We start from the raw sequence: 13,142 nt of genomic DNA, 5'->3' as shown, positions 1-13,142 counted from the left end.
GCGGCGTCGTCAGCAGGACTCCCACGCGGTGCAGCCGGCCATCTCCAGGGTGGGCTCCAGCGGGACCGTGTCCGCCGGGGACTGCTGGAGCACGCGGACCCCGTCACCGGAGTTCATCTCGAGGATCAGGCCGGTCGCCGGGTCGACGACGAGACGGTCCGCGCCGTTCACGGTCCCCGGCCTCGTGAGCACCTCGCCGGCGCGGCCGAGGGAGTCCACGCCCGGGACCACCGTCGACCCCGGGAGCGAACCGGCGACCTCCCAGGCCGCCTGGAGCAACGCGGTCGGGAGCCAACCCGGGCTGCCGTCCAGCAGGTCGTAGACCATGCCGTAGACCTTGTCGTCGTCGGTGCCGCTCCGGCGGTCCGGCTCGACGCTGTCGCGGAACACCTGCTCCAGCGCCGCAGGGTCGGTCGGCAGCGCGGCGGGGTCGCGCAGCATGTCCACCCACTCGCCGCCGATCCGGAAGCTCCCGAGCACGTTCGACGGCCCCAGTGCCGCCGGGTTCGCGAGGTCGCCGTCCCAGACGAGCAGCCCCGGCCGGTCGGGGCTCGTCCACGACTCGAACCGCTCCCCCGTCCCGTCCGGCCCGGTGATGAGCGTGTACCAGTACGGCGCCGCCCCCTGCGCGGTGCCGTCCCGGAGCGCCGCGTCGGCCGCCGCCTCGGCCGCGTCTCGCGGGTCCTCGGCGGCCGTGGCGTCCGGCGACGCCTCCGCCGACGGCTCCCCCGTGGCCACCGGCTCCCCCGTCGTCGCCGGCCCCGCCAGCGTGTGCGTCGACCACGGCGCCCCCGCCCAGGCCTGCCCGACCAGCACGCCCGCGAGCACCAGCCCGCCGGCCGCGCCGGCCCCGGCCGCCCGGGCCCAGGCCCGCCGCCGCCGGGCACGCGGCACGACGCCCGTGAGGTGCACGTCGATCGTCGGCGCGGCCGCGTCCGCGCGGGAGCGCAGGGCGCGCACGAACTCGTCGTCGGTGCTCATCGGGTGCTCCTCGGGTCGGTGGGGCGGCCGGGGCCGGCGACGGCGGCGTCCTCGCCGAGCGAGGCGCGCAGCCGCGCGAGCGCGCGCGACGCGGTGGACTTCACGGTGCCGACGGTGACGCCGAGGTCCTCGGCGACCTCCGCCTCGGACAGGCCCTCCAGGTGCCGCAGGACGACGACGCGCCGCTGCCGGGTGCTGAGCGTGGCGAGCGCGCGGACCAGCTGGTCGCGGTCCGCCTGCCGCTGGGCCCCGGACGGCTCGGCGCCGTGCGGGAGGTCGCCGGGGTCGGTCAGCACCTCGCGGCGCCGCCGCCGCCAGGTGTCGATGCGCAGGTTCGCGAGCACGCGCCGGGCGTAGGCGAGCGGGTCCCGCTCCCGGGCCCGCGGCCACGCCAGGTAGGTGCGGACGAGCGCCTGCTGCACGAGCTCGTCGGCCTGGTGGACGTCGCCGCACAGCAGCCAGGCGGTGCGGGCGAGCGCCGGCGCGGCGTCACCCATGAACAGGGCGAACTCCTCGTCGGCGGTCGCCCGGCGGGTGGGCGCGCGGAGCGGGGCGCGGCGCGGGGCGCCGTCGGGCCCGCGGTCGGGCTGCACGGGGAGCAGCAGCTCCGCCGGCGCGTCGGGCCCCTCGGCCGGGGCGGCGATGGTGACTCTCACACCCGGTACACGCACCGCGGGGCCCGAAGGTTGCGTCAGTACCGCGGCGGGGGCGCCAGCCGCGCGTGCCAGGCGGCCGCGCTGACGTCCGTCAGGCTCGCCACCTGGTCCACCACGACCCGCAGCCGGGCCGCGTCGTCGGCCGCCGCGCGCCAGTCCGCGGCGAACGGCGGCTCCAGCGCCAGCGGCGCCCGCTCGGACAGCACGTGCACGAGGTCCGCCAGGATCTCCCGCTGCCGCTGGTAGAGCGGCTCGAGCTCGCGGGGCGCCATGACGTAGGCGACGGCGAGTCCCTTGAGGACGAGGATCTCGGCCTGGGTCTCCTCGGGGACGATCAGGTCCGCGGCGTACCGGGTCAGCGGGCCGGGGCCGTACCGCTCGCGGGTGGCGACCTGCGCCGCGCGCGCGAACCGCCCGATCAGCTGGCTGGTGGTGTCCTTGAGCGCCGCGAGCGCCCGCCGGGTGCCGTCGAACCCGGGCCGCCACAGCTCGGCCGCGACCAGCCGGTCCATCGCGGCCTCCAGCCCCGCGGCGTCGATCGCGTCGCCGTACCAGGTCTGGATCGCCTCGACGACCCGCGCGCGCTGGTCCGGCACGGTCAGCACCCACAGGTCGAACCGCCCGCCCACGACGGCGTCCTCGACGTCGTGCACCGAGTACGAGATGTCGTCGGCGAGGTCCATGACCTGCGCCTCCAGGCACTTGTGCCCGACCGGCGAGCCGTCGCGCAGCCAGGCGAACACCGGCTGGTCGTCCGCGTAGACGCCGAACTTGTGGGTCGGCCGGCCGGTCGCGGACAGCGGGCCCTCCCCCGCGCCCCACGGGTACTTCACCGAGGCGTCGAGCGAGGCCCGCGTCAGGTTGAGCCCGACCGCGACGCCGTCCGGGCCGACGACCTTGGGCTCCAGGCGGGTGAGCAGCCGCAGCGTCTGGGCGTTGCCCTCGAAGCCGCCGATGTCCCGGGAGATGTGGGCGAGCGCGCGCTCGCCGTTGTGGCCGAACGGCGGGTGGCCGAGGTCGTGCGCCAGGCAGGCGGTGTCGACGACGTCGGGGTCGCAGCCGAGGGTCTTGCCGATCTCGCGGCCGACCTGCGCCACCTCGAGCGTGTGGGTCAGCCGGGTGCGGACGAAGTCGTCGGTCGACGGGCCGAGCACCTGGGTCTTGGCGCCGAGCCGGCGCAGCGCCGACGAGTGCACCAGGCGCGCGCGGTCGCGCTCGAACGGGCTCCGGGAGCGCGACTTGGGCGCCTCGGCGACCCAGCGCTCCCGGTCGGCGTCGACGTAGCCGTCGGGGTGCTCGCTGGTCACGGGCCCCAGTTTAGGCGGGCGGCCCCGGCACCGGTCACCGACGCGATCGACCGCCACATGCGGAGTGCAGGCAGAATGGGGCTCCGACCCGCGCGCCGACGAGGCCGACCGGGTGCTGCGCGCCGATCCCGTGTGGGTCGTCCCCGAGCAGTGGCACGTCGAGGTGCTCGCGGTGATCCGCGGGCTGCTGCTCGGCGGGAAGCTGGATGCAGGGCGGGCGGACGCGGCGGTCGCGGCGCTCGCCACGGCGACCGTCGACGTCCTGCCGACCGCGCCCCTGCTGCCGCGCATGTGGCAGGTCCGCGACAACCTGTCCGCGTACGACGCCGCCTACGTCGCCGCGGCCGAGGTGCGCGACGCCACCCTGGTCACCACCGACGCCCGGATCGCCCGCGCGGGCGTCGCCCGGTGCCCCGTCCGGACGATCACCGCGCCCTGACCCCCGCCGAGTTCGGCAGTCCCGTGCCGAGGTCGGCAGCTCCAGGTGCCGAACTCGCACCCGGAGTGCCGAACTCGGCGCCGCAGCCGCCGGCTCACGCCAGGCGCCACACCTGCACGCCCGGCCCGTCGCCCGGCAGCCGCAGCCCGCCCGGCTCCACGCCGAGCGCCGCCCCGCCGTAGAGGTTCTCCGGCTGCTCGCCCGGCGCCAGCAGGTGACCCGGCAGCAGCGCCCCGGCCCACGGCGCCCGCGCCGCGAGCACGAGCACCCGCTCCTCGGCGGTCTCCCGCAGGTACGCGATCGCGTCGTCCCGGACCAGCGCCCAGCGCAGCCCGCCCTCGCGCAGCGCCCGGGACGAGCGCCGCAGCGCGATCAGCGACCGGTACGTGCCGAACAGCCCGGCGTCCCAGGCGGGGCCGCCGCCGGCGTCGATCTGCGCCCACGGCATCGGCACCCGGGAGTTCTCGCCGTTGCGCCCGACCAGCCCGCCCTCGTCGCCCGCGAACAGCACGGGCGTGCCGGGGTAGGTCATCAGCAGGCCGACGCCGACCTCGACCAGGTCGCGCGACCCGGCGATGGTCCGGAACCGCGCGGTGTCGTGCGAGCCGAGCAGGTTCCACTGGTGGGTGGTGACGCTCCACGGCACCGCGGCGCCGAACTCCCGCATGGCCGCGACGGCCGCGGTGCCGGGGCGCCGCGGGATGCCGACGGGCAGCTCGACGTACCGCAGCGCGGCCGCTGCCTCCGACGCCGGGTCGGTCAGCCAGGTCCACACCGGCCGGGTGAACGCGGAGTAGTTCATCGTGCCGTGCCAGCCGCCGGCCGCCCGCAGGTCGGCGCCCGCGTCGTGGAAGTGCTCCGCGATCAGCACGGCGTCCGGGTTGATCTCCGCCATGGCCGCGCGCATCCGCTCCGCGACCTCGTGCGTCAGGTCGTCCGCGCCCTGGCGGCCGGTCATGTTGGCGACGTCGACCCGCCAGCCGTCCATGCCGAACGGCTCGGACAGGTACCGGCCGACGATCGACGACGGGCCGCCGAACATCCGCGCGGCCAGCGCCGGCGCGTGGTGGTCGAGCTTGGGCAGGGAGGCGTGGCCGAGCCAGCCGACGTAGCCGGGGTCGGCGTCCTGCCAGTAGTAGAAGGACCGCTCCTCGGCGGCGTGGTCCTCGACGGCGCGCCGGAACCAGTCGTGCGCGTCGCCGGTGTGGTTGGTGGTCAGGTCGCCGACCAGCCGCATCCCGCGGCCGTGCAGCGCCCGCGCCAGGGACGCGAACGCCTCGTCGCCGCCGAGCACCGGGTCGACGTGGTCGAACGTCCGCGCGTCGTACCGGTGGTTGGACCGGCCGGGGAACACCGGGGTCAGGTACAGGGTGTCGACGCCGAGCCGCTGCAGGTGGTCGAGCCGCTGCTCGATGCCGCCCAGGTCGCCGCCGTAGAGCTGGGTGCCGGTGCCCGGCCCGCCGCCGATCGGCTCGTCGCCCCACGCCGCGGGCAGCGCCCAGTCGGGCAGGTCGCCCGCGGGCGGGCCGTCGTGCCGGCCCGACGACCGGGCGAACCGGTCCGGGAACACCTGGTAGACCACGGCGTCCCGCGCCCAGTCGGGCCCGGGCGGCGTGGTCGACAGCCGGAAGTCCGACGTGTCCGGGACGTCGCGCGCGATCGTGCCCTCGCCGTTGAGCCACTCCTGGCCGCCCGGCCGACCGGGCCCGGCGAGCAGGAACCGGTACGACGTGACGGGGTTGGTCACCGGCACGTCGGCGGTGAACCAGCGCTCGTGGGTGTCGCCGCCGTCCGCCCGCGCCGGGTAGACCCGCGGCTCGCCGTCCTCGACGACCCGGAGCCACACCTCGGGGTCCGGCCCGGCACCGGCCGGCACCCGCACCCGCACGGGCACGACGTCGCCGAGCGCCGGCGTCCCGGCGGGGACGTACAGGGCGGAGCCGTCGTGGTGGGCGCCGAGCGGCGCGGCGACGGAGCCGGGCGCGGCGGCGGGGCCGGCGGCGTGCCGGCCCCGCGTCGTCGGGTCGGACAAGCGCCTCAGCCCTTCACGGAGCCGGCGGTGAGGCCGCCGACGATGTACTTCTGTAGGAACAGGAACAGCAGCACGACCGGGATGGCGGCGAGCACGGCGCCGGCGGCGAAGATGCCCCAGCGCGCGTTCCGCTCGTCGGAGGCCCAGTTGTACAGGCCCAGCGCGAGCGTGAACCGCTCCGGCCGCTGCAGCACCACCTTGGCGATGATGAACTCGCCGTAGGACGAGATGAACGACAGCAGGCCGACGACCGCGAGGATCGGCGCGACCAGCCGCAGGATGATCGTCCAGAAGATCTGCGCGTGGCTCGCGCCGTCGATCTTGGCGGCCTCGTCGATCTCGCGCGGCACCGTGTTGAAGAACCCGTACATGAGGAACGTGTTCACGCCGAGCGCGCCGCCGAGGTAGACGCAGATCAGGCCGAGCTGGGTGTTGAGGCCGATGGCCGGGAACACCTCGGACAGCGACAGCAGCAGCAGGAACAGCGCCACGAACGCGAGCATCTGCGGGAACATCTGCACCAGCAGCAGCGTCGTCAGGCCCGACCGGCGGCCGCGGAACCGGAACCGCGAGAACGCGTAGGCCGCGGCGGCGCCCATGAGCACCGTGCCGACGGCCGTCGTGGTGGACACCACGAGGGAGTTGACCGCCCAGTTGTAGTACCCCCGCGGGCCCAGCTCGGTGTAGTTCTCGAGGCTGATCGTGCGGAACAGCTGGTTGGACCCGGTGAGCGTGCCGCCGGGGTTGAGCGACGCGGACAGGACGTACAGCAGCGGCAGCAGGCAGACCGCGATCATCACGACGCCGACGACGTGCCGCCAGCCGACCTCGGACCACCAGCGGCGGCCGCGCACGGCGGTGTGCAGCTCGGGCGAGCGGGCCATCTCAGATCTCCTCGAGGGTGCGGGTGCGACGGAAGCCGAGGTAGGAGATGACCCCGACGATCAGGAAGATGACGATCGACAGCGCGCTGGCGACGCCGTACTGCTTGACCCCGGACTCGAAGGCCACGGAGTAGACCATCGAGATGAGGATGTCCGTGTGGCCCACCACGTACGGGGTGCCCACGAAGTTCGGGCCGCCGCCGGTCAGCATGTAGATCAGCGAGAAGTTGTTGAAGTTGAACGCGAAGCTCGAGATCAGCAGCGGCGCCACCGACACCATGAGCAGCGGCAGCGTGAGCGAGCGGAAGATCCGCCAGCGCCCGGCGCCGTCGATCCGGGCGGCCTCGGTCATGTCGTGCGGGATGGACTGCAGGGCGCCCGTGCAGATGAGGAACATGTACGGGAAGCCGAGCCACAGGTTCACGCCGATGATCGCCGCCTTGGCGAGCCACGGGTCGCTCAGCCACGGGATCGACGCCCCGCCGAGCAGGACCTCGTTGATGAGGCCGAACCGCTCGTTCAGCATGCCGCGCCACACCAGGGCGGACAGGAAGCCGGGGAACGCGTACGGGAGGATCAGCAGCGAGCGGTAGACCTTGCGGCCGCGCACCCGGGGCTCGTTGAACGTGATCGCGAGGAACAGGCCGAGCGCGAACGTGGTCACGACGGACAGGAACGCGAAGGCGAACGTCCAGACGAAGATCTGCGCGAACGGCCCGGCCATCCGGGAGTCGGTGACCATCGAGGTGAAGTTGTCGAAGCCGACGCCGACCCGCCAGCCCGGGGTCAGCCGCTGGCCGTCCTCGGAGACGAAGTTGCCGCCCTCGCCGGGCGAGTAGACGGTGCCGGTCTCGGCGTCGGTGAAGGTGTCGCTCGCGGCGTCGTACTCGAGCGTCGACTGGAAGACGTACCCGGTCGAGCCGTCCTGGGTGCGGACCGAGCCGTCGGCCGGGTCGTCGGAGAACGGCACCCGCAGCGAGGTGATGGCCTCCTGGTCGGCGGCGACCTGCGCGAAGCCGAGCACGTCCCAGCCGGGGACCGCGGTGATGCGGCCGGACTCGACGGTGGCGTCGGTGTCCTCGAACGGCTGGTCCGCGGTGCCGACCTGGGTGTCGCCGTCCTCGGTGACGACCGCGAAGCCGAGCTCGTCGCCGTTCTGGACCACCGCGAGCGGCAGCGCGGGCGAGCCCTCGACGCGGCGCTCGTTCTGCGCGGCGATCTGCGTGATCGCGTCGGCCTTGGTCGAGTTGTGGCCGTCGCCGTAGTTCGTGAACGCGACGTAGCCGGTGTAGGCCATCGCGAACAGCTGGTAGACGACCAGGAACACCAGGCCGGGCACCAGGTACTTCGCCGGCAGCATCCGGCGGGAGAAGTAGGCCCAGTTCGCGGCGCCGAGCGCCACGACCAGGAACGCGAGGATCCCCCACTGGGACACGGCCCAGGCGGAGAGGATCCCGTACACGCCGAGCGCGTCGACCGTGCCGATGAGGATCAGCTTGGCGAGGAAGCCCGGGGAGAAGGAGCGGGCGTGCGACGTGGTGCCGCGGGGCGCGCGCCGGCGGCGGGGCCCGCGTGCGGTCCCGGGGTCGTCGGGCGCGACCTCCTGGACGGTCGACTGGTCGGTCATGCGGGTGCCTCCGGGCGCGCGGCGGTGCTGGTGCTGCGGATGGGGTGGGGACGAGCGGCGCGACCGCCGGGGCGCCTCGTGGGCACCCCGGCGGTCGCGGCGGCGGTCAGCCGTCGATGGCGTCCTGGATGTTCTGGACCATCGCGTCCCACGCGCCCGCCGGGTCGGCCGTCTGGCCGCCGACGATCTGCGCCTCGGTCGCGCCCCAGAAGGACCAGACCGAGCTCATCGCGGGGATGGCGGGCATCGGCGCGCCGGTGGCACCCGCGTCGTTGAAGCCCTGGAGGACCGGGTCGTCGACCTTGTCGGCCGAGGCGGTCAGCGCCGGCAGGCGGCCGCCGGCCTCGTACAGCGCGTCCTGCGCCTCCTCGGTGGTCAGGTAGTTGACCACGAACTCGTTCGCGAGCACCGGGTTGGCCGACTTCGCCGAGATGAACACGCCCTGCACGCCCACGAACGGCTGCGCGGGCTGGCCGCCGGCCGACGGGACCGGGAGGACGGAGATGTCCATGCCGGCCTCCTCGAACGCGGAGGTGTTCCACGGGCCGGTGACGATGTACGGCGCCTGGCCGTCGAGGAACGCCTGCTTGGCCTTGTCGCCGTCGACGGAGAGGTCGAGGACCTTCTCCTGGCCGAGCTTGGCGAGGTACTGGGCGTAGGCGTGGCCGGCCTCGCCGCCCATCGCCAGCGTGTCCGTGTAGGAGCCGTCCTCGGCCTGCTCGAACACCGGGGCGCCGAACGAGGTCTGCAGCGGGTACAGGTGGTACGGGTCGGACTCCTCGCCCTGCTGGATCAGCACGGAGAAGTCGGTGCCCGCGGTCTGCGCCTGCGCGACGAGCTCGTCGAACGTGGTGGCCGGGGTGTCGGCGAGCAGCGCGTTGTTGCGGACCAGCGCGATGTTCTCGATCGAGATCGGCACGCCGTAGGTCTGGCCGTCGTACGCCATGGCCTGGACGGCCGAGTCGGCGAACTCGTCGGCCTTGTCGCCGAGCTCGATCGGCGCGACGACGCCGTTGTTCACCCACTCGCCGAGGCCGTCGTGGGCCGAGACGATGATGTCCGGGCCCTCGCCGGTCGGGACCTGGGTGACGAAGTCGGGGCCGATGTCGCCGGTGGCCTTCTGCACCAGGTCGACCTCGACGCCGGACTGCTCGGTGAAGGCCTCCACGACGGGGCGCATGGAGTCGATGCGGGTGTCGTCGACCCACATCGTCAGGGTGCCCTCGGCGCCGGAGTCGGCGGCGGGGCTGTCGGAGGTGGCGTCGGACGGCGAGTCCGAGCTCGAGCACGCCGCGAGGGCGAGCGCGAGGACGGCCGTCGTGGCGAGGGCGGGGATGCTCCGTCGCATCAGGGTGTCTCCCAGCGTCAGAAGGGGCGGTGCGAGCCCGCGGCGGCACCGCCGGCGCTGGCTCGATGACCCGGACCGTAATCAACTTCCGGGCCCCGTTGCAAGCCGTTACGGTAACTTTCAGGCATCGGTTACAGTGCTCTCCGACCCGAGGGGACGAAGCAGCCCCGATCGGATGACGACAACGACGACGAGGAGGCGACGGTGCCCTCTACGCTCGCGACCGTGCGCACACGCCTCACCGATCTGGCCGAGCAGGCCGGCGTCTCCACCGCGACCGTCTCGCGGGTCCTCAACGGCAAGCCCGGGGTCTCCTCGCAGGCCAGGCAGGCCGTGCTCGCGGCCCTCGACGTGCTCGGCTACGAGCGCCCAGAGAAGCTCCGCACCCGGCCCGCGGGCCTGGTGGGCCTCGTGGTGCCCGAGCTGTCGAACCCGGTGTTCCCGGCGATGGCCCAGGCGATGGAGTCGATGCTGACCCAGCGCGGCTTCACGCCGCTGCTGTGCGCGCAGCAGCCCGGCGGCACCACCGAGGACCAGTACGTCGAGATCCTGCTCGACCACGACGTGGCCGGGATCCTGTTCGTCTCCGGCCTGCACGCGGACACGCAGGCGTCGGTGGAGCGCTACCACGCGCTCCGCGGGCGCGGGCTGCCGATCGTGCTCGTCAACGGCCGGGCCGAGGCGGTCGACGCCCCGAGCATCGCGACCGACGACTCCGTCGCCATCGAGCTCTCGGTCCGGCACCTGGTCGCGCTCGGCCACCGGCGCATCGGCCTGGCGATCGGCCCCGAGCGGTTCGTGCCCGCGGCCCGCAAGCGCCGGGCGTTCGCCGAGCAGCTCCGCGCGCAGCTGGGCGTCGAGGACGCCGCGCCGCACGTCAACACCACCCTGTTCACGGTCGAGGGCGGCGCCACCGCGGCGCACGAGCTCATCGACTCGGGCCACACCGCGATCATCTGCGGGTCGGACCTCATGGCCCTCGGCGCGATCCGCGCCGCGCGGTCCCGCGGCCTGCGCGTCCCCGAGGACGTGTCGGTCGTCGGCTTCGACGACTCGCCCCTGATCGGCTTCACCGACCCCCCGCTCACGACGGTGCGCCAGCCCGTCCAGGCGATGGGCCAGGCCGCCGTCTCCGCGCTCATGGCGGAGATCAACGGCACCCCCACGTCGCGCACCGAGCTCCTGTTCCACCCGGAGCTCATCGTGCGCGGCTCCACCAGCTCTGCACCCGCTTCTCCCGGAGGACCAGCGTGACCTCACCCCACGCAATCGCTCGCTACGCTCCCGATTCCGCGGGGACCCCGAGCCAGCTCGACCAGCAGCCGATCTCCCGCCCCGCCCCGGAGGTGGTGCACGAGCCCGGCCCCGTCGACGGCCCCTGGTGGCGGGACGCGGTGATCTACCAGGTGTACCCGCGGTCGTTCGCGGACGCGGACGGCGACGGCATCGGCGACCTGCCGGGCATCACCGCGCGGCTGGACCACCTGGCCGCGCTGGGCGTGGACGCGGTCTGGCTGTCCCCGTTCTACCGGTCCCCGCAGGCGGACGCCGGCTACGACGTCGCCGACTACCGGGACGTGGACCCGCTCTTCGGCACCCTCGCGGACTTCGACGCGCTGCTCGAGCGCGCGCACGGGCTCGGCCTCAAGGTCGTCGTCGACCTGGTCCCGAACCACTCCTCCGACGAGCACGTGTGGTTCCAGGAGGCCCTGAAGACGCCCCCCGGCTCCCCCGAGCGCGCGCGGTACCTGTTCCGCGAGGGCCGCGGCGTCGACGGCACCGAGCCCCCGAACAACTGGGGCTCGATCTTCGGCGGCCCGGCGTGGACCCGGCTCACCCCCGAGCGGCACGGCGTCGACGACGGCCAGTGGTACCTGCACCTGTTCGACTCCAAGCAGCCCGACCTCGACTGGTCGAACCCCGAGGTCCGCGAGGAGTTCGAGGGCGTGCTGCGGTTCTGGCTGGACCGCGGGGTCGACGGCTTCCGGGTCGACGTCGCGCACGGCATGGTCAAGGCCGAGGGGCTGCCCGACTGGGACGGCCACGTGTCCATGATCGAGGGGGCCGACGACGGCGACGCGGTCTCCGGCTCCGGCAACCAGGGCCCGATGTTCGACCAGGACGGCGTGCACGAGATCTACCGCGCCTGGCGCAAGGTCCTCGACGAGTACGACGGCGACCGGATGCTCGTCGCCGAGGCCTGGGTCGAGCCGCTGAGCCGCCTGGCCCGGTACGTCCGCCCCGACGAGATGCACCAGGCGTTCAACTTCGCGTTCCTCGCCACCGGCTGGGACGCGCCGGCGCTGCGCAAGGTCATCGCGGCCTCGTACCAGGTCAACGACACGGTCGGCGCCCCGACCACCTGGGTGATGTCGAACCACGACGTCGTCCGGCACGCGTCCCGCCTGGGCCTGGCCGACCCGTCGTCGCGCCCGAACGGGATCGGCGCCGAGGACGAGCAGCCCGACGCCGAGCTCGGCCTGCGCCGCGCCCGCGCCGCCTCGCTGCTCATGCTCGGCCTGCCGGGCTCGGCGTACGTCTACCAGGGCGAGGAGCTCGGCCTGCCGGACCACACGTCGCTGGCGGACGAGGTCCGCGAGGACCCGGCGTTCTTCCGCACGAACGGCGCCGAGCGCGGCCGCGACGGCTGCCGGGTGCCGCTGCCGTGGGAGGCCGGCGCCCCGGGCTTCGGCTACTCGCCGAACGGGAGGACCTGGCTGCCGCAGCCCGCGGAGTGGGCCGCGTACGCCGCCGACGCGCAGGACGGCGTCGAGGGCTCGACGCTCGAGCTGTACCGCGCGGCGCTGCGCCTGCGCCGGGCCGAGAAGCTCGGGCTGGGCGGGGCGTCGTGGGAGCCGGAGTTCCAGGACGACGAGGACGTCATCGCCGTGCGGAACGGGTCCGTGGTCGTCGTCGCGAACCTCGGCTCGTCGCCGGTCGCGCTGCCCGCCGGCGCCGAGGTGCTGCTGGCGTCCGGACTGCCGGGCGACGCCCCGGTCGGCGCGGAGCTGCCGGGCGACACCACCGTCTGGCTCCGGGCGCGCTGACGCCGTGACGCACCCCGACGGGGCCGCCCCCGCACACGGGGGCGGCCCCGTCGTCGTCGTGGGGCCCGCCTCCTGGAACACCCTGGTCCGGGTCGACGCGCTGCCCGGGGCGCGGTCGCAGACGCTGTTCGCGTCCGGGCACCACGACGGGCTCGGCGGGACGTCCGCGGGGAAGGCCGTGACGCTCGCGGCGCTGGGCGTCGACGTGCGGCTGCGGACCGTGCTGGGCGCGGACGCGCTCGGGGACGCGGTGCGGGCGGCGCTCGACCACCCGCGGATCGCGCTCGACGCGGTGCCGGCGCGCGACGGGTCGACCGAGCGGCACGTGAACCTCATGGCGGCCGACGGCGGGCGGGTGTCGGTGTACCTGACGCTGCCGTCGCCGGGCGTCGCGGTCGACGCGGCGGCCGGGCTCGCGGGCGCGCGGGCCGCCGTCGTGGACCTCGCGGAGCTGTCGATCCCGGTGCTGGCGACGGCGCGGGCGGCCGGGGTGCCGGTGTGGTGCGACGTGCACGACGACGACGGGGTCGCGGAGTTCCAGCGGCCGTTCGCCGACGGGGCCGACGTGCTGCTGGTGTCCGAGGCGCGGCTGCCCGACCCGGCGGCGTACCTGCGGGCCCGGGTGGCCGGCGGCGCGCGGCTGGCGGTCTGCACCCGCGGCGCGCGCGGGGCGCTGGCGCTGGACGCGGGCGGGTTCTGGGAGGTCGGCGCGGCGCCGGCGGCGGCCGTCGTCGACACGAACGGCGCGGGCGACGCGTTCCTGTCGGGCCTGCTGGCGGCGACCCTGGCGGGCCGGCCGACGGCGGACGCCCTGGCGTGGG

At 74.7% G+C, this 13,142-nt stretch carries 11 protein-coding genes; 4 read left to right on the top strand and 7 right to left on the bottom strand.

Annotation, left to right across the window (positions count from 1 at the left end):
• Positions 1-9 precede the first annotated feature (9 nt).
• From VER05_RS08230 to VER05_RS08220, 3 genes are read right to left on the bottom strand one after another with little or no spacing between them, the layout of a single operon-like run.
• Positions 10-981, bottom strand: a complete 972-nt coding sequence (locus VER05_RS08230; RefSeq protein WP_324844884.1) for a hypothetical protein — start codon at positions 979-981, stop codon at positions 10-12.
• Positions 978-1,637, bottom strand: a complete 660-nt coding sequence (locus tag VER05_RS08225; protein ID WP_324844883.1) for a SigE family RNA polymerase sigma factor — start codon at positions 1,635-1,637, stop codon at positions 978-980. Before VER05_RS08225 ends, VER05_RS08230 begins: the two co-directional genes overlap by 4 nt.
• A 35-nt stretch (positions 1,638-1,672) precedes the next feature.
• Positions 1,673-2,944, bottom strand: coding sequence for a deoxyguanosinetriphosphate triphosphohydrolase (locus VER05_RS08220; protein WP_324844882.1), 1,272 nt, complete (start codon positions 2,942-2,944; stop codon positions 1,673-1,675).
• Between the two features lie 64 nt (positions 2,945-3,008).
• Here VER05_RS08220 and VER05_RS08215 point away from each other — a divergent pair, with 64 nt between their 5' ends.
• The gene (locus VER05_RS08215) at positions 3,009-3,383 is read left to right on the top strand and encodes a PIN domain-containing protein (protein ID WP_324844881.1); all 375 of its coding nucleotides are present in this window, start codon (positions 3,009-3,011) and stop codon (positions 3,381-3,383) included.
• A 94-nt stretch (positions 3,384-3,477) separates the two neighbouring features.
• Here the strand turns inward: VER05_RS08215 and VER05_RS08210 are convergent, their stop codons facing one another.
• The 4 genes from VER05_RS08210 to VER05_RS08195 all read right to left on the bottom strand — a co-directional run bounded on the left by VER05_RS08210 (position 3,478) and on the right by VER05_RS08195 (position 9,274).
• Positions 3,478-5,415: a glycoside hydrolase family 13 protein gene (locus VER05_RS08210; RefSeq protein WP_324844880.1), complete on the bottom strand. Its 1,938-nt coding sequence runs from the start codon at positions 5,413-5,415 to the stop codon at positions 3,478-3,480.
• A gap of 5 nt (positions 5,416-5,420) precedes the next feature.
• Positions 5,421-6,299, bottom strand: a complete 879-nt coding sequence (locus tag VER05_RS08205; protein ID WP_324844879.1) for a sugar ABC transporter permease — start codon at positions 6,297-6,299, stop codon at positions 5,421-5,423.
• Position 6,300: 1 nt separating this feature from the next.
• On the bottom strand, positions 6,301-7,926 hold the full coding sequence (locus VER05_RS08200; protein WP_324844878.1) for an ABC transporter permease subunit: 1,626 nt from the start codon (positions 7,924-7,926) through the stop codon (positions 6,301-6,303).
• Between the two features lie 106 nt (positions 7,927-8,032).
• Positions 8,033-9,274, bottom strand: a complete 1,242-nt coding sequence (locus VER05_RS08195; protein ID WP_324844877.1) for a maltose ABC transporter substrate-binding protein — start codon at positions 9,272-9,274, stop codon at positions 8,033-8,035.
• A gap of 225 nt (positions 9,275-9,499) precedes the next feature.
• Between VER05_RS08195 and VER05_RS08190 the strand changes: the two genes are divergently transcribed.
• From VER05_RS08190 to VER05_RS08180, 3 genes are all read left to right on the top strand, one after another.
• Positions 9,500-10,528, top strand: coding sequence for a LacI family DNA-binding transcriptional regulator (locus VER05_RS08190; protein ID WP_324844876.1), 1,029 nt, complete (start codon positions 9,500-9,502; stop codon positions 10,526-10,528).
• Between the two features lie 71 nt (positions 10,529-10,599).
• On the top strand, positions 10,600-12,321 hold the full coding sequence (locus VER05_RS08185; RefSeq protein ID WP_324844885.1) for a glycoside hydrolase family 13 protein: 1,722 nt from the start codon (positions 10,600-10,602) through the stop codon (positions 12,319-12,321).
• A 4-nt stretch (positions 12,322-12,325) separates the two neighbouring features.
• The coding region (locus tag VER05_RS08180; RefSeq protein ID WP_324844875.1) for a carbohydrate kinase family protein at positions 12,326-13,142 on the top strand (817 nt) is incomplete at its 3' end.

It is taken from the genome of Cellulomonas sp. (assembly GCF_035634735.1).
Classification (GTDB): Bacteria; Actinomycetota; Actinomycetes; order Actinomycetales; family Cellulomonadaceae; genus Cellulomonas.
The sequence above is the reverse complement of the archived record's forward strand: the minus strand, read 5'-3'. Positions and strand labels throughout refer to the sequence as shown.